Here is a 24,505-nt window from a genome sequence, read left to right on the forward strand (position 1 = left end):
ATATTTATGAGCTTGAATCCAAGAGACGTCGTGATCGTCGACTTCGGTCGTACGCCGATGGGCCGCTCCAAGGGCGGCATGCACCGCAACACCCGTGCCGAAGACATGTCGGCACACCTGATCAGCAAACTGCTGGAACGTAACGTCAAGGTCGATCCGAACGAAGTCGAAGACGTGATCTGGGGCTGCGTCAACCAGACCCTGGAGCAGGGCTGGAACATCGCGCGCATGGCCTCCTTGATGACCCAGATCCCGCACACCGCCGCCGGCCAGACCGTGAGCCGCCTGTGCGGTTCGTCGATGAGCGCGCTGCACACTGCCGCCCAGGCGATCATGACCGGCAACGGTGATGTGTTCGTGGTCGGTGGCGTGGAGCACATGGGCCACGTCAGCATGATGCACGGCGTTGATCCCAACCCGCACATGTCGCTGTACGCGGCAAAAGCTTCGGGCATGATGGGCCTGACTGCGGAAATGCTCGGCAAAATGCACGGCATTACCCGCGAAGCCCAGGACGCGTTCGGCCTGCGTTCCCACCAACTCGCCCACAAGGCGACGGTGGAAGGCAAGTTCAAGGATGAAATCATCCCGATGAACGGTTATGACGAGAACGGTTTCCTGAAATTGTTCGACTACGACGAAACCATTCGTCCGGATACCACCCTGGAAAGCCTGGCGGCCCTCAAGCCTGCCTTCAATCCGAAGGGCGGCACCGTGACAGCCGGTACTTCGTCGCAAATCACCGACGGCGCTTCGTGCATGATCGTGATGTCGGCGCAACGTGCCCAGGACCTGGGTATCCAGCCGCTGGCCGTGATCCGTTCGATGGCAGTGGCGGGTGTGGACCCGGCAATCATGGGCTATGGTCCAGTACCGGCCACACAAAAAGCCTTGAAGCGCGCGGGTCTGACCATCAACGACATCGATTTCTTCGAGCTCAACGAAGCTTTCGCCGCACAAGCCCTGCCAGTGCTGAAAGATTTGAAAGTGCTCGACAAGATGAATGAGAAGGTTAACCTGCACGGCGGCGCGATTGCCCTGGGCCACCCATTCGGTTGCTCCGGTGCGCGTATCTCCGGCACTTTGCTTAACGTGATGAAGCAAAATGGCGGCAACCTCGGGGTTGCAACCATGTGCATTGGTCTCGGCCAAGGCATTTCCACCGTCTTCGAACGCGTCTAAGCGTTGGGTTGACGGAAGCCGGGGCCCAGTGCCCCGGTTTTTGTTTTTGGGTGGTTTTGTATTTTTTTTTTAACAAATTTTGTAAGGGGGCCAGAGCATGAAAGTCGAACCAGGGCTCTACCAGCATTATAAAGGTCCGCAGTACCGTGTTTTCAGTGTGGCGCGCCACTCCGAGACCGAAGAAGAAGTGGTGTTCTACCAAGCACTGTATGGCGATTACGGCTTTTGGGTGCGCCCGTTGAGCATGTTTGTGGAGACCGTCGAAGTTGACGGCGAGCAGGTCCCGCGCTTTGCTTTGGTCCAGGCCGAACCCAGTCTTTTTTCAGGGCAATAACGGCAGGTAGCGCAGAATGCTGCGCTTGACCTCACCTTGTTGCCACTATATATAGCGTTGCCGCGACAGGCGCCAACTGCCTTTCACTTCTCGAATTCAGGAATTTTCCGATCCATGGGCAAATCGCTGGTCATTGTGGAATCCCCGGCTAAGGCCAAGACCATCAACAAGTACTTGGGCAACGAGTACGTGGTGAAGTCGAGTATCGGCCATATCCGAGACCTGCCCACCAGCGGTTCGGCTAGCGCCAGCAAGGAGCCAGCCGCCAAGCGCGGCAAGGCGGCTGCGGGCGAAGGTCCGGTGCTCACCCCTAAAGAGAAAGCGCGCAAGCAGCTGGTCTCGCGCATGGGTGTGGACCCGGAACATGGCTGGAAGGCCAAGTACGAAATCCTTCCAGGCAAGGAAAAGGTCATCGAAGAGCTGCGCCGGCTCGCCAAGGATGCTGACACCATCTATCTCGCGACGGACTTGGACCGCGAAGGGGAAGCCATTGCCTGGCACCTGCGGGAAGCCATCGGCGGCGACGACAGCCGCTACAAGCGTGTGGTGTTCAACGAAATCACCAAAAAAGCCATCCAGGAAGCCTTCTCCAAGCCGGGCGAACTGGACATCGACCGCGTCAACGCCCAACAGGCCCGTCGTTTCCTCGACCGCGTCGTGGGTTATATGGTTTCGCCGCTGCTGTGGGCCAAGATCGCCCGTGGCCTGTCGGCCGGCCGTGTGCAGTCGGTTGCGGTGAAGCTGGTGGTGGAGCGTGAGCGCGAGATCCGTGCGTTCATCCCCGAAGAGTACTGGGAAGTCCACGCTGACCTCGGCACTGCCAAGGGCGCAAACGTGCGCTTTGAAGTAGCCCGCGAGAAAGGCGAGGCCTTCAAGCCGCTGAACGAAGCCCAGGCCATGGCCGCGCTGGAAAAGCTCAAGGCTTCCAGCTACAGCATCGTCAAGCGCGAAGACAAACCGACCAGCAGCAAGCCGTCTGCGCCGTTCATCACCTCCACCCTGCAACAGGCCGCGAGCAACCGCCTGGGCTTCGGTGTGAAGAAAACCATGATGATGGCCCAGCGCTTGTACGAGGCCGGCTACATCACTTACATGCGTACCGACTCCACCAACTTGTCGGTGGACGCGGTCGCGATGGCGCGTACCTATATTGAAGAAGAGTTCGGCAAGAAGTACCTGCCGGAGAAGCCGAACGTCTACAGCAGCAAGGAAGGCGCACAAGAGGCTCACGAAGCGATCCGTCCTTCCGACGCCAACACCACGCCTGCCAAGCTGAGTGGCATGGAGCGCGACGCTGAGCGCCTCTATGAGTTGATCTGGCGCCAGTTCCTGGCTTGCCAGATGCTGCCGGCGCAATACCTGTCCACCACAGTGACTGTGGGGGCTTCGGATTTCGAGCTGCGTGCCAAAGGCCGTATCCTCAAGTTCGACGGTTATACCCGTGTGATGCCGCAAATCGCCAAGCCTGGAGATGACGACGTGCTGCCGGACATGGCCCAGGGCGACACGCTCAAGCTGATCCAGCTCGACCCGTCCCAGCACTTCACCAAGCCGCCGGCGCGTTATTCGGAAGCCAGCCTGGTAAAAGAGATGGAAAAACGCGGTATCGGTCGTCCTTCGACCTATGCGGCGATCATCTCGACCATTCAGGACCGTGGCTACGTTGCGCTGCACAACCGTCGTTTCTACTCGGAAAAGATGGGCGACATCGTGACCGAGCGCCTGTCCGAGAGTTTCTCCAACCTGATGGACTATGGCTTCACCGCCGGTATGGAAGAGAACCTCGATGACGTGGCTCAGGGCGAACGCGACTGGAAAAATGTGCTGGACGAGTTCTACGGCGACTTCAAGAAAAAGCTTGAAGTAGCCGAAAGCCCTGAACACGGCATGCGCGCCAACCAGCCGGTGATGACCGACATTCCGTGCCAGACCTGCGGTCGGCCGATGCAGATTCGTACAGCGTCCACTGGCGTGTTCCTCGGTTGCTCGGGCTACAGCCTGCCGCCGAAAGAGCGCTGCAAGGCCACCGTGAACTTGGTGCCAGGTGATGAAATCGCCGCCGATGACGAGGGTGAATCCGAGTCGCTGGTACTGCGTGGCAAGCACCGTTGCCCGATCTGCAGCACGGCGATGGACGCCTATCTGCTGGACGAGAAGCACAAGCTGCACATCTGCGGTAACAACCCGGATTGCAACGGCTACGAGATTGAAGAAGGTACCTATCGCATCAAGGGCTACGAAGGTCCGAGCCTGGAGTGCGATAAGTGCGGCAGCGAGATGCAACTCAAGACTGGCCGTTTCGGCAAGTTCTTCGGCTGCACCAACCCGACCTGCAAGAACACCCGCAAACTGCTGAAAAGCGGTGACGCGGCGCCGCCGAAGATGGACCCGGTGAAGATGCCCGAGCTCAAGTGCGAGAAGGTCAACGACACCTACATCCTGCGTGACGGCGCTTCGGGGCTGTTCTTGGCCGCCAGCCAGTTCCCGAAAAACCGCGAGACCCGTGCACCGTTGGTGCTGGAGATCGTGCCGCACAAGGACGAGATTGATCCGAAGTACCACTTCCTGTGTGAAGCGCCGAAGAAGGACCCGGATGGTCGCCCAGCCGTGATCCGCTACAGCCGCAAGACCAAGGAGCAGTACGTGCAGACCGAAGTGGACGGCAAGCCTACCGGCTGGAAAGCGTTCTACGACGGTGGCAAGTGGAAGGTTGAGGACAAGCGCCAGGGCGCTTGATCAACTAATCTGCGAAATACAAAGGCCGCCTGCACAGGCGGCCTTTTTTTGGGTGTGGGTGCGAGCTAGCTCGTGAAAATCGTTAACGATAACGCGGGAAGCCAGGTACATAATGGCGCTCTCAGGTTTTTCGCGAGCAAGCTCGCTCCTACACAGCCAGCATCGCGCTTATTCGTTGTGGAGATTGCCGTCATGGCCAACGAACTCTATACCCGTACCAATCAGAAAATTTACTTCGCGGGTCTATCCCTGGAAGCCCTTGGCCGCGCCGAGGAAGGGAAAGAGATGAATGCCATCGCGCTGGTCCAGGCGGGGCGTGAAGCAGCGTTGTTTCACCTGTATGGCGCCTTGCTGGGTTTGTGCCATGAAATCGCCGGGTTTTACCGTCTGCCTCAGGCCGGTTCACCCCGTGCAGAAATGATCATGAATCGCGAAGTCCTGGACGCGATGGCCATTCCTGAGCTGGCCGAACTGGTTGAAATGGCTCAAAGCCCTGACAGTTGGGTGGCGCGTTTGCTCAAGGCGCATGCGGATATGTTCCAGCCACCGCGTATTCCGCATGTGCCCAAGGGCGATGTGACGCAGCCGCTGATCGTGGCGGTTGCGGTGGAAGAGGAAGAACCCAAGCCGTTGAGCCGTGAAGAGCTGGAGGGCTGGCGTCAGGAACTGAAAAAGATGGCGCTGCGCTTTCGCGAAGGCCTGAATGAATGCTGATCCCCTCGTAGGAGCTGGCTTGCCGGCGATGCAGGCACCTCGGAGTGTGAGGCGCAACGCGTTGTAGCCATCGAAGCCGGCGACCATTCATCAAACTGTCAACAAACCTGTTCAGATCCTCTGCGGGGCTGGGTGGATGACTGATATAATCCCGGCCTTTCGTGGAGAACAGACTTTTATGCCAACGTCCTTTCTAGAAATTGTTGAGTTGCCTGACGGCCGAATCGAGCTGCGCCGGGCTGAGGACGAGGGTTCTCTGGTCATCCTGGATTTTTCCGAAGATGCCAAGCAGTTCCTGCAAGGCCAGCACGTGGAAGTGGCTAAAGCCATGTTGAGCGTGGGCGTGCAGATGGCCGGTCGCCTGGCGGAAGGCGAGCCGGAGAAAGACGAGGGGCCGCGGGTTCTTCACTAAGCCCTGTGGTGAAGAGCGCTATTGTGGTTGCTGCGGCTTCTGTGGCGAGAGAGCTTGCTCGCGTTGGGCTGCGAAGCGGCCCTGAATAGATTGATGCGGTGCATCAGGCATTCCACGGTGTCTGGTTTTCGGGCTGCTTCGCAGCCCAGCGCGAGCAAGCTCGCTCGCCACAGCAAGCGCGCTGACCATAGGCCAGGCTTGGTGACTTTATCCCAATCGAATATTCAAACTCTGAGCATCGCCCGTACGTGCAGCACTGATCAGTTGCTGCTTGGCGCTTGCATTCAACGGATTCAACCAGCTCACCACCGTATGGCTGCGGCCCAGGCGTAGTGCTTCGCAGGTCAACTGCTGGGCACTTTGCGTGCCGCGCGGTTGCAGCAGCAGGATGCGTTCGCGGTTGAGGCCGGCATCCCGCAGCCAGGCCTGAGTCAGGCTGGCGGGTGGGGCGATCAGCGTCAGCCAGCGGGCGTCCTGTTCCTCGCTCAGGTCACGCAGGATCGGCGCCAGCAGGCTCAGGCAGCTCCCCGCTGCACCGCGCAACGACAATTCACTGAACGCCTCAGGTTCGGCGCCCCAGGGCGCCTCGACCGTTTCCTTGAGGATAGGCGCAAGGGGTTGGGCCATGAAGGCCTCGAACAGCGACAGTTGTGTGTGTTGTGGGGTGTGGACGAGTTGCATGATGCCTCCTCTAGCGGCGAATGACGCCGACGCTCAAGCCTTCGATCACCAGGTCCTGATCTTTCAGGTTCACTTCAATCGGGGCGAACTCAGGGTTCTCGGCCAGGAGCCAGACCTTGCTGCCTTCGCGCTTGAAGCGTTTGACGGTGACTTCATCGCCGATACGGGCGACGACGATCTGGCCATTACGGGCTTCGCGGGTGGTGTGGACGGCCAGCAGGTCGCCATCGAAGATGCCCACGTCCTTCATGCTCATGCCATGGACGCGCAACAGGTAGTCGGCGCGAGGATGGAAGAAGGTCGGGTTGATGTTGCAGGATTCCTCGACGTGCTGCTGCGCCAGGATCGGCGCACCGGCGGCGACACGGCCGATGATCGGCAGGGTCGATTCGTCGGCCTTGGCTTCGAAACCAGGGATGCGAATACCGCGCGAGGCACCGGGGGTCATCTCGATCGCGCCTTTGCGAGCGAGGGCCTTGAGGTGTTCTTCAGCGGCGTTGGGGGACTTGAACCCCAGTTCCAGCGCAATTTCCGCTCGTGTCGGCGGGTAGCCGTTGTCATCGAGGCAGCGCTTGATAAAAGCCAGAATCTCAGCTTGGCGTGGCGTCAGTTTTAGCATGTTGATCGCTCTGTCTTTTTATACAGTGACTGGGATTATATACAGTGAACTGCGCTTGGCAATCATCCTTTTCTGCCCCTCCGCTGGACGGTCATCGGGCATGCTTCCCACAAGCCAGGGATAGCGCTGCCTACAGACCGGTATGGATGTGATTAAATAGCGATGAAATGTATGACTGCCCGGCCGGAAAGCGAACCCGCAGGCTTGACAAGACACACCCTGAAACGTATGTTTCAAACAAGTGTTTGTCAGGCGGAGTAGCCATGGCCCAGTCGGAAACCGTTGAACGCATTCTCGATGCTGCCGAGCAATTGTTCGCGGAAAAAGGATTTGCTGAAACCTCATTGCGGCTGATCACCAGCAAGGCTGGCGTCAACCTCGCAGCTGTGAACTACCATTTCGGCTCGAAAAAGGCCCTGATCCAAGCGGTGTTCTCGCGCTTCCTGGGGCCGTTCTGCGCTAGTCTTGACCGTGAGCTGGAGCGTCGCCAGGCCAAGGCTGACCATAAGCCGACCCTGGAAGAGTTGTTGGAAATCCTCGTCGAGCAGGCCCTGGTCGTCCAGCCCCGCAGCGGCAACGATTTGTCGATTTTCATGCGCTTGTTAGGCTTGGCGTTCAGCCAGAGCCAGGGTCACCTGCGCCGTTACCTGGAAGACATGTACGGCAAGGTTTTTCGTCGCTATATGTTGCTGGTTAACGAGGCGGCTCCGCGTATTCCGCCGATCGAGCTGTTCTGGCGCGTGCACTTCATGCTCGGTGCTGCCGCGTTCAGCATGTCCGGGATCAAGGCGTTGCGGGCCATTGCCGAGACCGATTTCGGCGTGAATACCTCAATTGAACAGGTCATGCGCCTGATGGTGCCGTTCCTGGCCGCCGGCATGCGTGCCGAAACCGGTGTGACCGACGCCGCCATGGCCGCTGCTCAATTGCGCCCACGCAGCAAGTCCGCGCCAATACCCGCCAAGGTTTGACCGCATCGGGTGGGCGCGACCGCTTGCATCCGCTAAGCTAGCGGCCCATGCCGAATTCAGCTATTTACTCGCAACCCGTTGTGCTCACTGTGCCTGGTGAGGGCAACGGGTTGTGTGCGTTATTTAAGGAAGGTTTATGACTGCTGCCCTGCAAGGTTCTTTGATGGTCGACGTGGCCGGCACCTGGCTGACGGCCGAGGACCGCCATCTGCTGCGCCAGCCTGAAGTGGGCGGCCTGATCATTTTCGCGCGCAACATCGAGCATCCGCGCCAAGTGCGGGAGTTGAGCGCAGCGATTCGCGCCGTGCGCCCGGACTTGCTGTTGGCCGTCGACCAGGAAGGCGGTCGCGTACAACGCCTGCGCCAGGGGTTCGTGCGCCTGCCGGCCATGCGTGCATTGGCGGACAACCCCAACGCCGAGTACTTGGCCGAGCAGTGCGGCTGGATCATGGCGACAGAAGTGTTGGCCGTTGGCCTGGACCTGAGCTTCGCCCCGGTGCTGGACCTGGACTACCAACGCAGCGCCGTGGTCGGCACCCGTTCCTTCGAAGGCGACCCCGAGCGTGCCGCCCTGCTGGCTGGCGCATTCATCCGTGGCATGAACAGCGCCGGCATGGCCGCCACCGGCAAGCACTTTCCCGGTCACGGTTGGGCTGAGGCCGATTCCCACGTCGCCATTCCCAATGATGAACGTAGCCTGGAACAGATTCGCGCCAATGACCTGGTGCCTTTCGCACGCCTGAGCAAGCAACTTGCCGCCGTGATGCCCGCGCACGTGATCTACCCGCAAGTCGACGCCCAGCCAGCTGGGTTCTCGCGCCGCTGGTTGCAGGACATCTTGCGTGGTGAGTTGCAGTTCGATGGGGTGATTTTCAGTGATGATCTATCGATGGCGGGTGCCCATGTGGTGGGCGACGCTGCCAGCCGCATCGAAGCGGCGCTGACGGCGGGTTGCGACATGGGACTGGTATGCAACGATCGTGCGGCGGCTGAATTGGCGTTGACTGCCGCTCAGCGGATGAAGGTCACGCCATCGCCACGCATTGCGCGGATGCGTGGGCAGGCAATTGCTTCGACGGACTACAAGCAGGATCCGCGTTGGCTTGCGGCGCTGACTGCGTTGCGGGATGCTCAACTGATTGAGTGAGACCGTGTTGCGTCTATCGCCGGCAAGCCGGCTCCTACAAGGGGATGCGTTCCAGTTGTAGGAGCCGGCTTGCCGGCGATGGCGATCTAACCGTCAGCGCTTTTCCTGTTTGTTGGGCAACGGCGCAAACAACGCCTCAATATCCTCATTGCCCAACTGCCAATCCCCCGTCGTACGCCCATCCAGCACACCCGCTGCCAGGTCGGACTTTTCCTTCTGCAGGTGCTGGATTTTCTCCTCCACCGTGCCCCTGGCAATCATCTTGTAGACGAACACCGGCTTCTCCTGACCAATGCGATAGGCACGATCGGTGGCCTGGTTCTCCGTGGCCGGGTTCCACCACGGGTCGTAGTGGATCACCGTATCGGCTTCGGTCAGGTTCAGGCCCACACCTCCGGCCTTCAAACTGATCAGAAAAATCTGCAGCTTGCCGCTCTGGAAGTCCTTCACCGGCGTGCGCCGATCTCGGGTCTGGCCGGTGAGCAGTGCGTAGGCCACGCCACGTTTTTTCAGCTCGACTTCGATCAGGCTCAACATCGAGGTGAACTGGGAAAACAGCAGGATCCGCCGACCCTCCTCAAACAGCTCCTCAAGCATTTCCATCAAGCTATCGAGTTTGCCTGAGCTGCTGCCACGGGCGGGCAAGGTCGCGTCGTTGACCAGCCGCAAGTCACAGCACACTTGGCGTAACTTGAGCAGCGCCTCAAGGATGATGATCTGGCTGCGTGCCACGCCTTTGCGGGTGATCTCGTCGCGGACTTTCTTGTCCATGGCCAGGCGCATGGTTTCGTACACGTCGCGCTGGGCTTCGTTGAGGTCGACCCAGTGGATGATCTCGGTCTTGGGTGGCAACTCAGTCGCCACCTGTTCCTTGGTGCGGCGCAGCAGGAAAGGTTTGATCCGACCGTTGAGGTGTTGCAACCGCACATCACTGGCACGCTTTTCGATGGGCACGCGGTAGTCGCGGTTGAAGCTTTTCACGTCACCGAGCCAGCCCGGCAGCAGGAAGTGAAACAACGACCACAGCTCGCCCAGGTGGTTTTCCAGCGGTGTACCACTCAGGCACAGGCGCTGGCGAGCATTCAGCTCGCGCGCCGCCTGGGCCGCCTTGCTGGACGGGTTCTTGATGTACTGGGCTTCATCGAGGATCAGCACATGCAAGGGCAGGGCGGCGAGTTGTTCGATGTCCTTGGGCAGCAGCGCATAGGTGGTCAGCAGCAGGTCATAGTCCTGCAGGTTGGCGAAATGTTTCTTACGCCCTGCGCCATACAGCGCCAGCACCTTGAGTTGCGGTGTAAAGTGCGCCGCCTCATCCAGCCAGTTGGGAATCAGGCTGGTGGGCATCACCACCATGCACGGTCGATCCAGGCGACCGGCGGCCTTCTCGCTGAGAATATGCGCCAGGGTCTGTAGGGTTTTACCCAGGCCCATGTCATCCGCAAGTATGCCGCCGACATCCAGCTGACGCAGCGACTGCATCCAGCTCAAGCCTTCCAGTTGGTAGGGGCGCAGGGTTGCGTTCAGCCCTTCAGGCGCTACGCAGGTGAAATCCTTGATGTCCCGCAGGCGCTGGGCAAAGTTGCGGATCTTCTCGCCACCTTCCCATTGCAGCGGCAGGTCTTCCAGCGGGTTAAGCCGGATCGCATCGGCCTTGGCCAAGCGCAACGTAGTGGTGCCTGCTTCCTGCAGGTAAAACTCACCGAGGGTCGCCAGCACCGGTTTCAATCGACCGTAGGGCAGCGCGACTTGTATCGGGCCGTGACCATTGGGCAGGCCCGGGATGTTCACCAGGATCAGCTCATCATCGCGGCGTCGCGCGAGCTTCTCCGGGTTGAGGATCTCGGTGTGGGAGCGCATCAGGTTCAGCAGGATCGGCAACAGGCTCAGTCGCTCGCCATTGACGATAATCCCCAGCTCCAGGTCGAACCAATCACGCTCCGGACCTTCATCAACCGTGGCGTACCAGTCATCGACGGCGCTGAGGTCGAAGCCGAAATCATCATCGATCAGCAGCTCCCAGCCCTCGGCTCGCAGTGTCGGTGTGGCATTGAGGGTGAAGTTCAGCCACGCACTGTCATTGACCATTTCGAACAGCTCGCCGGCGCTTTCCGGCAGTGCCTTGCTCTGGCGCGTGGCGATCTTGAAGCCCAGCAGGCGCAGTTGTTCGCGATAGGGTTGCTCAAGCTCCGGATGCCGCTTGATGCGCAGGCTCTGGGTGTCCTGGCGCACGATGATGTCGGCGTTTTTTTGCCCGCTGACGTAGTTGCCCAAGTAGTTGAACGACAGCGCCGCCCGGTGCTGGATATAGCGCTGCATCTTGCCGTTGCGCGGTTCAAAGGCGCTGAATTCGACGCTGGCCATCCACAGGCGCGGCACCGGCACCACGTCTTCCATCACCACTTGCGGCAGCACCGCACGGTTTTCCAGCACGGCCTGGAGTTTTTCCAGCAGTTCGGCATCCTGTGCGGCGGCGGGGTAGGCCAGGGTTTCCTGGACTTTCAGCAGCACTGCCGCGATATGTTTGCAATTGGTGTGCACCGGGCAGGTACAGCGGCTGTCCACCAGGATCAAGGTGCCCTTGGCCGATTCACGCAACGAGATGGTCTGCCGATATACGTTGCCCCCGGAGCCTTCGCAACTGGCGACGATGGTGCTGTCGCCGCACTCGACGATGCGCACCCGGTTCTCCAGGGCATACCGTCGCCCGCGCTCAAGGCTCTGCTCTTTAAAGCGATTGGCCCAGGAAGGGGCCAGGGGTTTGGTCAGCGACGACGTGAGGGACATGGTGCTGGATCAGTCCTGAATGTCGGGCGGTGGCGTGCTGGGTGGCTTGGCGGTCAGCGAGGTGATCTTGATCAGCAGCGCCAGGTGGCCACCGTCCAGGTAGTTGAGCTGGTTGTTCTTGGTGCGCACGTCGGCCTGGCTCAGGTGCTCGCTGGCGATCACGCTGCCGTTGGCGTCGAACTGGTTGATCCAGAAGTTCGCATCAATGTCGGTAAAACGGCCCAGTTGCAGGCTCAACACGCCCTCGATCGGAAACTGGCCGAATTGTTCCTGGCCGTCGGTGATCGCGATCTTGACCGGCTGCTCGCCCAGGTTCTGTTCCCACGCCTTATGCAGCAGCACCGTGTAGGTAGAGTCGGCACGCAGCTTGTCGACAATGTTGGACAGGCGCGGCGGGCTCAGTCTGTCGCCCAGGCGCGCCGCTCCGGCATCCCAGTTTTCCGGCGCGGCACGACTGTTGATCACCGGCTCGGCGTTCTGGCGTACCAGGATCATTTCCACCTGGTACGGGCTGTCGGCGAACGCCGCAGGTGCCACGACCACCAACAACAGGCTCAACATGCGGAACAGGCGCATTGGGGCGTCCTTCAAGCAGATTTCGGGATGAGGCGCTCGAACAGCGCCTCCAAGGTATTAAAGCGTTCTTCGGCGCGTTCCATCGGCACCATGAACTTGAACAGCGTAGCCCCTTCGAACTTGTAGCGGTTGGGCTGGCCCTGGATCAGCTTGATCAATACCAGCGGGTCCACCGGCGTCTGCGCTTCGAATTCGATGCGCCCGCCTTGCGGCCCGGCGTCGACCTTCTTGATGCCGAGCTGCTCGGCCTGCAATTTGAGCAGGGTCAGGCGCACCAGGTTCTTGGTCGGCTCCGGCAGCAAGCCGAAGCGGTCGATCATCTCGACCTGCAGGTCTTTAAGGCCTTCTTCATCGGTGGCCGAGGCGATGCGCTTGTACAGGATCAGCCGCGCATGCACGTCCGGCAGGTAGTCCTCGGGAATCAACGCGGGCAAGCGCAGGTTGATTTCCGGCCCGCCGCCCAGCGGTTGATCAAGGTTCGGTTGTTCGCCTTTGCGGATGGCTTTCACCGCGCGCTCAAGCATCTCCATATACAGCGTGAAACCCACCGCCTGGATCTGCCCGCTCTGGCCGTCGCCCAGCAGTTCGCCGGCGCCACGGATTTCCAGGTCGTTGGTGGCCAGCACAAAACCGGCGCCCAGGTCCTGGGTGTTGGCAATGGCCTCCAGGCGCTTCTCCGCGTCGGAGGTGATCTGCTGGCGCGGCGGCGTCAGCAAATAGGCGTACGCCTGGTGGTGACTGCGCCCGACCCGGCCACGCAGCTGGTGCAATTGCGCCAGGCCGAACTTGTCGGCGCGCTCGATGATGATGGTGTTGGCGCTCGGCACGTCGATGCCGGTCTCGATGATGGTCGAGGCGATCAGCACGTTGAAGCGCTTGTGATAGAAGTCGCTCATCACCTGTTCGAGTTCGCGCTCGCGCATCTGCCCGTGGCCGATGGCGATACGCGCCTCCGGCACCAGCTCGGCGAGGTCGGCGGCGCATTTCTCGATGGTCTTCACGTCGTTGTGCAGGTAGTACACCTGCCCACCGCGCAGCAGTTCACGCAACAGCGCTTCCTTGACCGTGCTTTTGTTCTGCTCCATCACGAAGGTGCGCACCGACAAGCGGCGCGCCGGCGGCGTGGCGATGATCGACAGGTCGCGCATGCCCGACACGGCCATGTTCAGCGTGCGCGGAATCGGCGTGGCGGTCAGGGTGAGGATGTCGACTTCACTGCGCAGGGCCTTGAGCTGTTCTTTCTGACGCACACCAAAGCGGTGTTCTTCGTCGATGATTACCAGGCCCAGGTTCTTGATCTTCACGTCGTCCGACAGCAGCTTGTGGGTGCCGATCACGATGTCGATCTTGCCTTCGGCCAAATCGGCGATGGCGGCATTCACTTCCTTGGCGGACTTGAAGCGGCTCATCACTTCCACGGTCACCGGCCAATCGGCAAAGCGGTCGCGGAAGCTGTTGTAATGCTGCTGGGCGAGCAGGGTGGTCGGCACCAGGATGGCTACCTGGCGGCCGCCGTGCACGGCAATGAAGGCGGCGCGCATGGCCACTTCGGTCTTGCCGAAGCCCACATCGCCGCAGACCAGGCGGTCCATGGGCTTGGGCGCGAGCATGTCGGCGCGCACCGCTTCGATAGTGGTTTGCTGGTCCGGGGTTTCTTCGAAGGCGAAGCCGGCGCTGAAGGTGGCGTAGTCGGCTTTCGGGTCGGCGAACGCATAACCTTCGCGGGCGGCGCGGCGGGCATAGATGTCGAGCAGTTCGGCGGCGACATCGCGCACCTGCTCGGCGGCTTTACGCTTGGCTTTCTGCCAGGTTTCCGAACCCAGGCGATGCAACGGCGCCAGGGCGTCATCGCTGCCGGTGTAGCGCGCAATCAAATGCAGGTTGGCCACCGGCACGTAGAGCTTGGCGCCCTCGGCGTATTCCATGGTGAGGAATTCGGCGGCCTGGTTGTCGATCTCCAGGGTCTGCAGGCCGAGGTAGCGGCCGACGCCGTGGTCGATGTGCACCACCGGCGCGCCTTCGCGCAGTTCGGTGAGGTTTTTGATCACGGCATCGTTGTTGGCGTCGGCGCGTTTTTCGCGGCGACGACGCTGCATCACGCGCTGACCGAACAACGGGCTTTCGGCGATCAGCGCCAGGGCCGGATCATCCAGCAACAGGCCTTCGTCGAGCGGTGCGATGGTGATCGCCAGGCGCTCTTTGCTTTTGACAAAGTCCGGCCAGCTTTCGACGGTTTTCGGGCGCAGCTTCAGGCGTTCGAGCAGTTCCAGCAGCACTTCGCGACGGCCAGCGGATTCAGCGGTAAACAGCACGCGGCCGGGGAAGTCACCGAGGAAATTGGACAGCGCTTCCAGCGGTTGCGTGGCTTTGGCCTGGATCGCCAAATCCGGCAGTGTTCCCGCCGGGAAGCGTTCGCGGCCGACGCCGGTTTCCACATCCTGCTGGCTGGCGACCACGCGCGGCCAGCTTTTCAGGCGCGCGAAGCAGTCTTCCACCGGCAGGAACAATTCGGCGGGCGGCAATAAAGGACGGGAGGGATCGACGCGACGCTCTTCATAGCGGTTGCGCACGTCGTTCCAGAAATTTTCCGCCGCCTGTTCGATGCCCGGCAGCGAGAACACCTGGGTGTCCTGGGGCAGGTAATCGAAGAGGGTGGAGGTTTCGTCGAAGAACAGCGGCAGGTAGTACTCGATACCGGCCGGTGTAATCCCGCTGCTCAAGTCCTGAAAGATCGGGCAACGGCGGAAGTCGACGTCGAAGCGTTCACGGAAGCGCGCCTTGAAGCGGGTCACCGCGTCTTTTTGCAGCGGGAATTCCCGCGCCGGCAGCAGCTTGACCGAGTCGACTTTATCGATGGAGCGTTGGTTTTCCGGATCGAAGGTGCGCAGGGTCTCGATTTCGTCATCGAACAGGTCGATTCGGTAGGGCAGTTTGCTGCCCATCGGGAACAGGTCGATCAGCGCGCCACGCACCGCGAACTCACCGTGCTCGTACACCGTGTCGACGCAGCGATAGCCGCTGGCTTCCAGGCGCGTGCGCATCTGCTCGACGTCCAGCTTCTGGCCGATATCCAGCACCAGGCTGCTGCCCAGCAGGAACTTGGTCGGCGCCAGGCGATGCAAGGCCGTGGTGATCGGCACCACCAGCACGCCGTGGGCCAGTTCCGGCAAGCGGTACAGGCTGGCGATGCGCTGGGAGATGATGTCCTGGTGCGGCGAGAACAGGTCGTAGGGCAGGGTTTCCCAGTCGGGGAAATGCAGCACCGGCAAATCGGGGGCGAAGAAGCTCAGCTCCTGCTCCAACCGTTCGGCGCTTTGGCTGTCGGCGGTGAGCAGCAGGGTAAAACGCTTGGCTGCGCTGGCAGCCTCGGCGATGGCCAGGCTCAGGGCGGCACCGGGCAAGTTGCCCCAGTGCTGTTTACCTGCCGCAGCAGGGAGAAGCGGTAGACGCAGGACGGGCACGGAAGGTTGAGCTCCAAGCGTTGCGACAAAGTCGGTAATTGTAACGGGCCAAGGTGCCGCCTGTCAGTTTCTGACTGAGCCTATAACGGTTTGTAGGAAATGTAGTGGCTAAGACAAACAATGGCGGGTTTTGACTCATTATGTAGTGCCAAAATGTACGCGTTTTTCGGAGGGTTACGGACAAGTCGTCCTGCACGTGCCATTGGTGGCCTTCTGGACCCCGCGTATTTACTGGGCTGTAGCGGGGTGTCAATTTTCTGCAAGGACTTTTTGTTGCCGGACGCGCATTGCTCCGAGGGCGGTCGGGCGGCATAATGTAGCCCCTTTTTTCTGCCCCTACATGTGGAAGGTTCCCGTGACTCAGAAGCCCGACCAGTGTCTTGGTGAATGGATCGACCGTGAAGCACTCGCTGAAGCGATGATTCCGCTTATCGGTCAGCTGTACCGCAATAACAATGTGGTGAGCTCGATCTATGGCCGCAGCCTGATCAACCAGTCCGTCATCGCGATTCTCAAAGCCCACCGCTTTGCGCGTCACCGTTCCGCCGACGACAGCGAACTCTCCGTCCACGAAACATTCCCACTGCTTAAAGCCATGAGCGAGCTCAAGCTCGGCGCGGCTTCGGTAGACCTGGGCAAGCTGGCCTACAAATTCCGCAAGGAAGGCGCCGGCCGTACCGCCGAGCAGTTCGTGCGTGAAGAAATGGCCGATGTGGTTGGCCAGCAAAACGCCGCTGCCCGCAAAGGCACCGACGTGGTGCTGTACGGCTTCGGTCGTATCGGCCGCCTGCTGGCACGCATCCTGATCGAAAAAACCGGTGGCGGCGACGGCCTGCGCCTGCGTGCCATCGTCGTGCGCAAAGGCGCCGAGAACGACCTCACCAAACGCGCCAGCCTGCTGCGCCGCGATTCGGTACACGGTCCGTTCAACGGCACCATCGTCATCGACGAAGAAAACAACACCATCACCGCCAACGGTAACCTGATCCAGGTGATCTACGCGAAGAACCCGTCCGAGGTGGATTACACCCAGTACGGCATCAAGGACGCCCTGCTGGTGGACAACACCGGCGTATGGCGTGACGCCGAGGGCCTGGGCCAGCACCTGGCCTGCCCGGGTGTGGATCGCGTTGTCCTGACTGCGCCTGGCAAAGGCAAGCTGAAGAACATCGTTCACGGCATCAACCACGCTGAAATCACTGCAGACGATAAGATCGTGTCCGCCGCGTCCTGCACCACCAACGCCATCGTGCCGGTGCTGAAGGCTGTAAATGACAAGTTCGGCATCGTCAACGGCCACGTCGAGACCGTTCACTCGTACACCAACGACCAGAACCTGATCGACAACTTCCACAAGGGCGATCGCCGTGGCCGTAGCGCCGCGTTGAACATGGTGATCACCGAGACCGGTGCTGCCACCGCTGCTGCCAAGGCCCTGCCTGAGCTGGCCGGCAAGCTGACCGGCAACGCGATCCGCGTTCCGACGCCAAACGTGTCGATGGCCATTCTCAACCTGAACCTTGAGAAAGCCGCCACCCGTGAAGAGATGAACGAGTACCTGCGCTACATGGCGCTGCACTCTGACCTGCATAAGCAGATCGACTTCGTCAATTCCCAGGAAGTGGTCTCCACCGACTTCGTTGGCTCGCGCCACGCCGGTGTGGTGGACGCGGAAGCGACCATTACCCAGGACAACCGCGTTGTCCTGTACGTGTGGTACGACAACGAGTTCGGCTACAGCTGCCAGGTGGTTCGCGTGATGGAAGACATGGCTGGGGTCAACCCGCCTGCGTTTCCGCGCTAAGCACATGCGTTGAATGAGAAAGCCCCGACTGGTTCGGGGCTTTTTCATGCCTGGGAGTTTTTGGTGTTTGTGCGGGCCTCATCGCCGGCAAGCCGGCTCCTACAGGGTGGCGCATTCCATTGTAGGAGCCGGCTTGCCGGCCATTGCGGTCTATCTGGCTACCTGAGCAGCCTGTCACGCAAACTATCCGACAACCCCTTGGGCGCCAGCCAAATGCCCAGGTAAGCCCTCGCCAGCTCGTCATCACGACTGCTGGACACCACCTGCCCATTGATCTCCAGATTCAGCCCACGTCCCGGACGAAAGTCCAGGGCATACCGATCACCGCTGCGGATATTGCGAAAGCTGGCGTGCAGTTTGTCTATTTCCGGTTTGAGGCGGGCGCTGGTCTGCTGACGCTCCAGCGTGGCAGTGGCGGCTTTGATCACATCATTGCGGTCGATGTCTCGGAAGTAATACAGCGTCAGGCGCAGCGCTTTCTGTTGCGCCCAGGCCTGCTTGGCGCTCAGGTCCGACGGAGCATACAGCGCAGCCGCGTAGACATCCGCCCAGAGATAGGTGAGCACCGCCTGGTTTTTTAGGATCAATTGCTGGGACTGTGCCGGAAAATCGGCCTGCTTCAGCCGTTCCGCCTCATTGGCCTGTGCCGTGATCGACAGCATCAGCAATAAACAGAAAGCGACATGTCGCATAATGACCAGTCCTGCAAAGGGGCTTGCTGGCAGTGTAATTGCAATTTCCTGATGGTGTAGTAAAGGCAACACTGGCCTACGACGCGACCAAGGGTTAATGTTCGCGGCGTTGAGCCTTATATAGACTGTGCCCCGGCTCACACACTTGAGCCAAATTGTCCTTCATGACCGCTGGCCGCGGCATGATTTAGCCCGGCGTCCAACCGTACGCCTGGCCTGTTCTGAGGAGTACGCATGGCTGTCTACAACTACGACGTGGTGGTACTGGGTTCCGGCCCGGCTGGAGAAGGTGCGGCGATGAACGCCGCCAAAGCGGGGCGCAAGGTGGCGATGGTCGATAGCCGTCGCCAGGTCGGCGGTAACTGCACCCACCTGGGCACCATCCCGTCCAAGGCCTTGCGTCACTCAGTGCGCCAGATCATGCAGTTCAACACCAACCCGATGTTCCGGGCCATTGGTGAGCCGCGCTGGTTCTCGTTCCCGGACGTGCTCAAGAGCGCCGAGAAAGTCATTTCCAAGCAAGTCGCCTCGCGTACCGGCTACTACGCCCGTAACCGCGTCGACCTGTTCTTCGGTACCGGCAGCTTCGCCGACGAGCAAACCATCGAAGTGGTCTGCCCCAATGGCGTGGTCGAGAAACTGGTGGCCAAGCACATCATCATCGCCACCGGTTCGCGCCCGTATCGCCCGGCGGACATCGATTTCCACCACCCGCGTATCTACGATAGCGACACCATCCTCAGCCTGGGCCACACCCCGCGCAAGCTGATCATCTACGGCGCCGGTGTGATCGGCTGTGAATACGCCTCGATCTTCAGCGGCCTGGGTGTACTGGTGGAACTGGTGGACAACCGCGACCAGTTGCTGAGCTTCCTCGACTCGGAAATCTCCCAGGCGTTGAGCTACCACTTCAGCAACAACAACATCACCGTGCGGCACAACGAAGAGTACGAGCGGGTCGAAGGCCTGGACAACGGGGTGATCCTGCACCTCAAGTCCGGCAAGAAGATCAAGGCCGATGCTTTGCTGTGGTGCAACGGTCGTACCGGCAACACCGACAAGCTGGGCATGGAAAACATCGGGGTCAAGGTCAACAGCCGTGGCCAGATCGAGGTGGACGAAAACTACCGCACCTGCGTGGCGAACATCTACGGCGCCGGTGACGTGATCGGCTGGCCGAGCCTGGCCAGTGCGGCGCATGACCAGGGCCGCTCGGCCGCTGGCAGCATCGTCGACAACGGCAGCTGGCGGTATGTGAACGACGTGCCGACCGGGATCTACACGATTCCCGAGATCAGCTCAATCGGCAAGAACGAGCACGAACTGACCAAGGCCAAGGTGCCTTACGAAGTCGGCAAGGCGTTCTTCAAGAGTATGGCGCGTGCGCAGATCGCCGGTGAGCCGCAAGGCATGCTGAAGATCCTGTTCCACCGTGAAACCCTGGAAGTCCTCGGCGTGCATTGCTTCGGCTATCAGGCCTCGGAGATCGTGCACATCGGCCAGGCGATCATGAACCAGCCGGGTGAACTGAATACCCTGAAGTATTTCGTCAACACCACGTTCAACTACCCGACCATGGCGGAAGCCTATCGGGTAGCGGCCTACGACGGCCTCAACCGGCTTTTTTGAGCGGCTCCGGCCGGTGGCCTGAGCCGGCCGGGGAGACCGATTTCAGTAATTCCCGAGAGTGGCAGTGGCCAAACCGGGAAAGTCTGTAATCAGGCTATCTACGCCGAAGTCGGCGAGCCTGCGCATCAGCGCGGGTTCGTTGACGGTCCACACGGACACGTGCAAGCCCTGGCGCTGGGCTTTTTCCAGTCGCTCAGGGGTGCACAACGTCCAGTTCAACGCCAGAATCTCACAGCCATAGTTCTGCGCGACCTTCAGCGGGTCGAGCCAGGCGTATTCCGCCACCAGTCCGCGTGACAGGTCGGGAGTGAGTTCAACTGCGGCCTTCAGTACTTCTCGCGAACTTGAGGTCACGGTGACCTTGTCCATCAGCCCGAAACGCACGGCCATTTCACGAATCGCCAGCACGGTGGTGGCGGCGCGGGTGCGCGAGGCGCTTTTGACTTCCAGTTGCCAGTGATCGAAGTCGCACTTTTCGAACAGTTCTTCCAGACGCGGAATCGGGCACGGCTTGACCCAGCCTGGGCCGCCTTTGCGTGCGTCCATCTTCACCAGGTCGGCCGCCGAATACTCGACGACTTTGCCGCGCCGGTCGGCGGTGCGCTTGAGGGTCGGGTCGTGGATGACCATCAGCTCGCCGTCCATGGACAGGTGCAAATCCAGTTCGCAGCGGCGTACGCCGTGCTTGAGGCATTCCTGAAAGCTGGTCAGGGTGTTTTCCGGTGCTTCGCCTTTGGCACCGCGGTGGCCGTAGATCAGGGTCACAGTTGCTCCTTCGCGCCAGGATAGCTGGCGTAGTGAATACGAATTCAGATGTCGTCGTTTTGTTCCCGCGCCAGGCGCCGTTCCTGGGCCTGTTTCTGCAGGATGTAGCGCGCCAGCAGTTGGCGTTGGGCATCGGTCATGGCTTCGAATTCCGTGCCGACATCAAAGCCTGCGCCTTTGGGGTCGCAATGGGTGACCCGCGCACGCAGCAGCAGGCCGAGCGCCTGTGGCATCAGCACCAGCTTGACCGCCAGGTGCGCACCGGCCGGCAGAGGCGTGGGGTGTTGGAAGTCGATGCCGCCTTCGGAAATGATCACCGGCTGCGGTGCGCCGACCTCATCCAGCAGGCCGCGCGCCATGATCTGGCTGAGCAGGTCCAGGCGTTTGTTCTGCACGCGCAGGAAGGCGGCGAGGGTGCGATCCTTCTCGCTGAGCTGGCGCAGCAGGTGCTGGGCTTCGAATTCACTCAGGTGCAGTTCACTGAGTAAATTGAACAGCGGAGAATCATCCAGCAACACTTCCTTGCTCGCCGCCTCGGGGGCAGACAGGCTTTTGATTTGAAGTGCGATCATGTCGTCGATACGGTAGTATTCGCGGCGTTCTTCTTCATCTAATGTCGACATGGCGAACCCCAGCTAGCGGTAATGGTCAGAGTGTAAAGCTGCTTACCAGACCCCGCCACCGGGACGTCTTCTTTTCCTCCGAACAAGCCCCGACATGTTCAGACCTCTCTTCGTATTTATCGGCACGCGTTATACCCGTGCAAAGCGTCGCAATCATTTTGTGTCGTTCATTTCCCTGACCTCGATGATCGGGCTCGCCTTGGGCGTGGTCGTGATGATCGTGGTGTTGTCGGTGATGAACGGCTTCGATCATGAGATGCGCACCCGCGTGCTGGGCATGGTGCCCCACGCGACCATCGAGGGCGATGCGCCCATCAGTGACTGGCAAAGCCTGGCCGACAAGGTCAAGCAGAATCCCAAGGTGCTGGCCGTCGCGCCATTCACTCAGATGCAGGGGTTGCTGACCCATGACGGCAAGGTGCAGAAGATCCTGCTCAATGCCATCGACCCGGCCCAGGAACGTAACGTCTCGATCATCGACAAGTTCATGCTACAGGGCAAACTTGACGACCTGACGCCCGGCAGCTTTGGCATCGTCATCGGCGACAAGGCCGCTGCCAAGCTCGGCGTGGGCATCGGCGACAAGCTGACCTTCGTCGCGCCGGAAGTCACCGTAACCCCGGCGGGCATGTTCCCGCGCATGAAGCGCTTTACCGTGGTTGGCACTTTCCACGTCGGCGCCGGCGAGATCGACGGCTACCTCGGCCTGACCAACCTCACCGACCTGGCGCGCCTGCATCGCTGGCAGCCGGACCAGGTGCAGGGCCTGCGCCTCAAGTTCGCCGACCTGTTCGATGCGCCACGCGGCGCCTGGGAAATCGCCCAGCACTTGGGCGAATCCCAGTATTACGCCCGCGACTGGACCCGTACCCACGGCAACCTGTACCAGGCCATCCGCATGGAAAAAGCCATGATCGGCCTGCTGTTGCTGCTGATCGTCGCCGTGGCGGCCTTCAACATCATCTCCACGCTGGTGATGGTGGTGAACGACAAGAAGGGCGATATCGCCATCCTGCGCACCCTCGGCGCCACGCCGGGGCAGATCATGGCGATCTTCATGGTGCAGGGCACCGTGATCGGCGTGGTTGGCACCTTGATCGGTACGGCGGTGGGCATTCTCGCCGCATTGAACGTCAGTGCGGCCATCGCCGGCCTCGAAACCCTGATCGGCCACAAGTTTCTCAACGCCGACGTCTACTTCATCGACTACTTGCCGTCCCAGGTTCAGGCCCAGGACGTGTTGATGGTAGGCGGCGCTGCGTTGGTCCTGAGTTTCCTTGCCACCCTGTATCCAGCCTGGCGCGCGGCACGTACCCAGCCAGCACAGGCCTTACGTTATGAGTGAATCGGGCATGAGTGAAAAAGCAATCCTGAGCTGCCGCGACCTGGGCAAATCCTACGAGGAAGGCCCGGAGTCGGTGGTGGTGCTGTCCAACCTGCAACTTGAGCTGCACCCGGGCGAGCGCGTGGCGATCGTCGGCAGTTCCGGTTCCGGTAAAAGTACCTTGCTGAACCTGCTGGGCGGCCTTGATACGCCATCCCAGGGCAGCGTGTGGCTGGCCGGTGAAGAGCTGTCGGCCCTCGGTGAAAAGGCTCGCGGTCAACTGCGTAACCGTTCGCTGGGTTTTGTGTACCAGTTCCACCACCTGCTGCCGGAGTTCACCGCCCTGGAAAACGTGTGCATGCCGCTGCTGATCGGCAAGACCGCGATCCCGGAAGCCCGCCAGCGCGCTAAAGCACTGCTGGAGCGCGTCGGCCTCGGCCATCGCCTGGAGCACAAGCCGGCTGAATTGTCCGGCGGCGAGCGCCAGCGTGTGGCCATCGCCCGCGCCCTGGTCAACAACCCAGGGCTGGTGATGCTCGATGAGCCGACCGGCAACCTCGACTCCCACACCGCCCAGGGCATCAAGGATTTGATGCTGGAACTGAGCACCCAGATGCGCACCGCGTTCCTGGTGGTGACCCATGACATGAGCATGGCCCGCCAGATGGACCGCGTGCTGCACCTGCAGGAAGGTCATCTGGTCGCCATCTGACCCGTTTCAAGCCCGGCGCTTCAAGCGCCGGGCTTTTTCATTTTTTCAGGCGGTGCAAGCGAATGTTCAGACCGTTATCGATTTTCATCGGCACGCGCTATACCCGCGCCAAGCGCCGCAACCGTTTTGTCTCGTTTATCTCGATGACCTCGATGATCGGCCTCGCCCTGGGCGTGTTGGCGATGATCGTGGTGTTGTCGGTGATGAACGGCTTCCAGCGCGAAATGAGCTCGCGCATCCTTGGCATGGTGCCTCACGCCACCATCGTCGGCGTGAACCCGATTGACGATTGGCAGCCGGTGGCTGCTGCCGCGATGAAGAATCCGGAAGTGACTGCCGCCGTACCTTTCACGCAGATGGACGGCATGTTCTCCTACAAGGGCGCCATGCAGCCGATTGAGATCAGCGGCATCGACCCAGCGCAGGAAGGCAAGGTGTCGATCGTGGCCCAGCACATCGTGCGCGGCAGTCTGGAAGACTTGAAGCCTGGCGAGTTCGGTGTGGTCATCGGCGACATCACCGCGCGCCGCTTTCGTCTGAATGTGGGCGACAAAGTGACCTTGATCGTGCCGGAAATCAGCACTGCACCGGGCGGTATCACCCCGCGCATGCAGCGCTTGAATGTCGTGGGCATTTTCAAGGTCGGTGCCGAGCTGGATGGCTCCATGGCGATGATCCACATGGCCGACGCCGCAGAGATCCAGCATTGGCAGCCGAACCAGGTGCAAAGCGTGCGCCTGGCGGTGAAAGACCTTTACGCGGCCCCGAAGGTCTCGTCGGACATCGCCGCCAGCCTGGGCGCCGCCTACAAGCCTGACGACTGGACCCACACCCAGGGCAGCCTGTTCAGCGCGATGAAGATGGAGAAGACCATGATCGGCCTGTTGTTGCTGATGATCGTCGCCGTCGCCGCGTTCAACATCATCGCCACCTTGATCATGGTGGTGAACGACAAGGGCGCGGATATCGCGATTTTGCGCACCATCGGCGCGACGCCCCGGCAGATCATGGCGATCTTCATGGTGCAGGGCACGGTGATCGGTATCGTCGGCACCTTGATCGGCGGGGTATTGGGCGTGATTGCCGCGCTGAACGTGAGTGAGCTGGTGGGCTGGGTCGAGCGGGTGACCGGGCAGCATATTTTCAGTTCGGACGTGTACTTTGTCAGCAACCTGCCTTCGGAACTGCAAGGCGGCGATGTGCTGCTGATCTGCACGGCCGGGTTTGTGTTGAGCTTTCTGGCGACGCTGTATCCGGCGTATCGGGCGGCGAAGATTGAGCCGGCGCATGCCCTGAGATATTCGTAAGCCTTTAGACCGCTATCGCCGGCAAGCCGGCT

General features: G+C 60.7%; 20 protein-coding genes. 12 read left to right on the forward strand and 8 right to left on the reverse strand.

Translation table 11 applies throughout. The features are described from left to right. Positions 1-6 precede the first annotated feature (6 nt). The 5 genes from fadA (at position 7) to HX868_RS15600 (ending at position 5,378) form a co-directional block, all read left to right on the forward strand. Entirely contained in the window at positions 7-1,182 is a 1,176-nt protein-coding gene (gene fadA, locus HX868_RS15580) for an acetyl-CoA C-acyltransferase FadA (RefSeq protein ID WP_016975260.1), read from the forward strand. A 97-nt stretch (positions 1,183-1,279) separates the two neighbouring features. Next, positions 1,280-1,516 (forward strand): DUF1653 domain-containing protein, encoded by a 237-nt coding sequence (locus tag HX868_RS15585; RefSeq protein ID WP_028619417.1) that lies wholly within the window; start codon positions 1,280-1,282, stop codon positions 1,514-1,516. A gap of 114 nt (positions 1,517-1,630) precedes the next feature. Next, a complete protein-coding gene (gene topA / locus HX868_RS15590) occupies positions 1,631-4,252 on the forward strand; it encodes a type I DNA topoisomerase (RefSeq protein ID WP_177003463.1) in 2,622 nt (873 codons plus the stop codon). Positions 4,253-4,444: 192 nt separating this feature from the next. After that, on the forward strand, positions 4,445-4,966 hold the full coding sequence (locus HX868_RS15595) for a DUF6586 family protein (RefSeq protein WP_016975263.1): 522 nt from the start codon (positions 4,445-4,447) through the stop codon (positions 4,964-4,966). Between the two features lie 178 nt (positions 4,967-5,144). Next, complete coding sequence (locus HX868_RS15600) at positions 5,145-5,378, forward strand: hypothetical protein (protein WP_016975264.1); 234 nt, start codon at positions 5,145-5,147, stop codon at positions 5,376-5,378. A 207-nt stretch (positions 5,379-5,585) separates the two neighbouring features. On the opposite strand, the gene sulA is transcribed toward HX868_RS15600, so the two are convergent. Both sulA and lexA read right to left on the reverse strand, forming a co-directional pair. Beyond that, positions 5,586-6,059 (reverse strand): SOS-induced cell division inhibitor SulA, encoded by a 474-nt coding sequence (gene sulA, locus HX868_RS15605; RefSeq protein WP_016975265.1) that lies wholly within the window; start codon positions 6,057-6,059, stop codon positions 5,586-5,588. A 10-nt stretch (positions 6,060-6,069) separates the two neighbouring features. Then, positions 6,070-6,678: a transcriptional repressor LexA gene (gene lexA / locus HX868_RS15610; RefSeq protein WP_003172575.1), complete on the reverse strand. Its 609-nt coding sequence runs from the start codon at positions 6,676-6,678 to the stop codon at positions 6,070-6,072. 263 nt (positions 6,679-6,941) lie between these two features. Here lexA and psrA point away from each other — a divergent pair, with 263 nt between their 5' ends. Beyond that, entirely contained in the window at positions 6,942-7,649 is a 708-nt protein-coding gene (gene psrA / locus HX868_RS15615) for a transcriptional regulator PsrA (RefSeq protein ID WP_016975266.1), read from the forward strand. Positions 7,650-7,785: 136 nt separating this feature from the next. Further along, a complete protein-coding gene (gene nagZ / locus HX868_RS15620) occupies positions 7,786-8,796 on the forward strand; it encodes a beta-N-acetylhexosaminidase (protein WP_177003464.1) in 1,011 nt (336 codons plus the stop codon). 93 nt (positions 8,797-8,889) lie between these two features. Here the strand turns inward: nagZ and HX868_RS15625 are convergent, their stop codons facing one another. Genes HX868_RS15625 through mfd form a run of 3 tightly spaced genes read right to left on the reverse strand, consistent with a single transcriptional unit; the run spans position 8,890 to position 15,617 of the window. Continuing rightward, complete coding sequence (locus tag HX868_RS15625; RefSeq protein ID WP_177003465.1) at positions 8,890-11,580, reverse strand: DEAD/DEAH box helicase; 2,691 nt, start codon at positions 11,578-11,580, stop codon at positions 8,890-8,892. A gap of 9 nt (positions 11,581-11,589) precedes the next feature. Next, entirely contained in the window at positions 11,590-12,156 is a 567-nt protein-coding gene (locus tag HX868_RS15630; protein ID WP_177003466.1) for a CsiV family protein, read from the reverse strand. A gap of 11 nt (positions 12,157-12,167) precedes the next feature. After that, positions 12,168-15,617 carry a transcription-repair coupling factor gene (gene mfd / locus HX868_RS15635; RefSeq protein WP_177003467.1) on the reverse strand — a complete coding sequence of 1,150 codons (3,450 nt, stop codon included), beginning with the start codon at positions 15,615-15,617 and terminating at the stop codon, positions 12,168-12,170. A 340-nt stretch (positions 15,618-15,957) separates the two neighbouring features. Here mfd and HX868_RS15640 point away from each other — a divergent pair, with 340 nt between their 5' ends. Beyond that, entirely contained in the window at positions 15,958-17,421 is a 1,464-nt protein-coding gene (locus tag HX868_RS15640; protein ID WP_021490985.1) for a glyceraldehyde-3-phosphate dehydrogenase, read from the forward strand. Positions 17,422-17,579: 158 nt separating this feature from the next. Here HX868_RS15640 and HX868_RS15645 read toward each other — a convergent pair whose 3' ends face one another. Continuing rightward, entirely contained in the window at positions 17,580-18,113 is a 534-nt protein-coding gene (locus HX868_RS15645; protein ID WP_177003468.1) for a chalcone isomerase family protein, read from the reverse strand. 234 nt (positions 18,114-18,347) lie between these two features. Here HX868_RS15645 and sthA point away from each other — a divergent pair, with 234 nt between their 5' ends. Next, positions 18,348-19,742, forward strand: coding sequence for a Si-specific NAD(P)(+) transhydrogenase (sthA, locus tag HX868_RS15650; RefSeq protein ID WP_016975273.1), 1,395 nt, complete (start codon positions 18,348-18,350; stop codon positions 19,740-19,742). A gap of 42 nt (positions 19,743-19,784) precedes the next feature. On the opposite strand, the gene HX868_RS15655 is transcribed toward sthA, so the two are convergent. After that, positions 19,785-20,507 (reverse strand): glycerophosphodiester phosphodiesterase, encoded by a 723-nt coding sequence (locus HX868_RS15655; protein WP_016975274.1) that lies wholly within the window; start codon positions 20,505-20,507, stop codon positions 19,785-19,787. 44 nt (positions 20,508-20,551) lie between these two features. Continuing rightward, complete coding sequence (locus tag HX868_RS15660) at positions 20,552-21,130, reverse strand: PilZ domain-containing protein (RefSeq protein WP_016975275.1); 579 nt, start codon at positions 21,128-21,130, stop codon at positions 20,552-20,554. A 94-nt stretch (positions 21,131-21,224) separates the two neighbouring features. Here HX868_RS15660 and HX868_RS15665 point away from each other — a divergent pair, with 94 nt between their 5' ends. From HX868_RS15665 to HX868_RS15675, 3 genes are all read left to right on the forward strand, one after another. After that, positions 21,225-22,475, forward strand: coding sequence for a lipoprotein-releasing ABC transporter permease subunit (locus HX868_RS15665; protein WP_177003469.1), 1,251 nt, complete (start codon positions 21,225-21,227; stop codon positions 22,473-22,475). Between the two features lie 7 nt (positions 22,476-22,482). Next, positions 22,483-23,166: a lipoprotein-releasing ABC transporter ATP-binding protein LolD gene (gene lolD, locus HX868_RS15670; protein WP_020372622.1), complete on the forward strand. Its 684-nt coding sequence runs from the start codon at positions 22,483-22,485 to the stop codon at positions 23,164-23,166. Positions 23,167-23,228: 62 nt separating this feature from the next. Continuing rightward, complete coding sequence (locus tag HX868_RS15675) at positions 23,229-24,473, forward strand: lipoprotein-releasing ABC transporter permease subunit (RefSeq protein ID WP_095015141.1); 1,245 nt, start codon at positions 23,229-23,231, stop codon at positions 24,471-24,473. Positions 24,474-24,505 lie beyond the last annotated feature (32 nt).

The sequence above is a fragment of the Pseudomonas reactans genome, assembly GCF_013385825.1.
GTDB lineage: Bacteria > Pseudomonadota > Gammaproteobacteria > Pseudomonadales > Pseudomonadaceae > Aquipseudomonas > Aquipseudomonas reactans.

What these genes read in the sequence shown, in the direction of transcription:
- HX868_RS15660 (WP_016975275.1), bottom strand. Translation starts at nt 21,130, where the DNA reads ATGTCGACATTAGATGAAGAAGAACGCCGCGAATACTACCGTATCGAC.
- HX868_RS15640 (WP_021490985.1), top strand. Translation starts at nt 15,958, where the DNA reads ATGTGGAAGGTTCCCGTGACTCAGAAGCCCGACCAGTGTCTTGGTGAA.
- HX868_RS15675 (WP_095015141.1), top strand. Translation starts at nt 23,229, where the DNA reads ATGTTCAGACCGTTATCGATTTTCATCGGCACGCGCTATACCCGCGCC.
- HX868_RS15595 (WP_016975263.1), top strand. Translation starts at nt 4,445, where the DNA reads ATGGCCAACGAACTCTATACCCGTACCAATCAGAAAATTTACTTCGCG.
- HX868_RS15600 (WP_016975264.1), top strand. Translation starts at nt 5,145, where the DNA reads ATGCCAACGTCCTTTCTAGAAATTGTTGAGTTGCCTGACGGCCGAATC.
- HX868_RS15665 (WP_177003469.1), top strand. Translation starts at nt 21,225, where the DNA reads ATGTTCAGACCTCTCTTCGTATTTATCGGCACGCGTTATACCCGTGCA.
- sulA (WP_016975265.1), bottom strand. Translation starts at nt 6,059, where the DNA reads ATGCAACTCGTCCACACCCCACAACACACACAACTGTCGCTGTTCGAG.
- topA (WP_177003463.1), top strand. Translation starts at nt 1,631, where the DNA reads ATGGGCAAATCGCTGGTCATTGTGGAATCCCCGGCTAAGGCCAAGACC.
- HX868_RS15630 (WP_177003466.1), bottom strand. Translation starts at nt 12,156, where the DNA reads ATGCGCCTGTTCCGCATGTTGAGCCTGTTGTTGGTGGTCGTGGCACCT.
- HX868_RS15645 (WP_177003468.1), bottom strand. Translation starts at nt 18,113, where the DNA reads ATGCGACATGTCGCTTTCTGTTTATTGCTGATGCTGTCGATCACGGCA.
- lexA (WP_003172575.1), bottom strand. Translation starts at nt 6,678, where the DNA reads ATGCTAAAACTGACGCCACGCCAAGCTGAGATTCTGGCTTTTATCAAG.
- nagZ (WP_177003464.1), top strand. Translation starts at nt 7,786, where the DNA reads ATGACTGCTGCCCTGCAAGGTTCTTTGATGGTCGACGTGGCCGGCACC.
- HX868_RS15625 (WP_177003465.1), bottom strand. Translation starts at nt 11,580, where the DNA reads ATGTCCCTCACGTCGTCGCTGACCAAACCCCTGGCCCCTTCCTGGGCC.
- sthA (WP_016975273.1), top strand. Translation starts at nt 18,348, where the DNA reads ATGGCTGTCTACAACTACGACGTGGTGGTACTGGGTTCCGGCCCGGCT.
- fadA (WP_016975260.1), top strand. Translation starts at nt 7, where the DNA reads ATGAGCTTGAATCCAAGAGACGTCGTGATCGTCGACTTCGGTCGTACG.
- HX868_RS15585 (WP_028619417.1), top strand. Translation starts at nt 1,280, where the DNA reads ATGAAAGTCGAACCAGGGCTCTACCAGCATTATAAAGGTCCGCAGTAC.
- lolD (WP_020372622.1), top strand. Translation starts at nt 22,483, where the DNA reads ATGAGTGAAAAAGCAATCCTGAGCTGCCGCGACCTGGGCAAATCCTAC.
- psrA (WP_016975266.1), top strand. Translation starts at nt 6,942, where the DNA reads ATGGCCCAGTCGGAAACCGTTGAACGCATTCTCGATGCTGCCGAGCAA.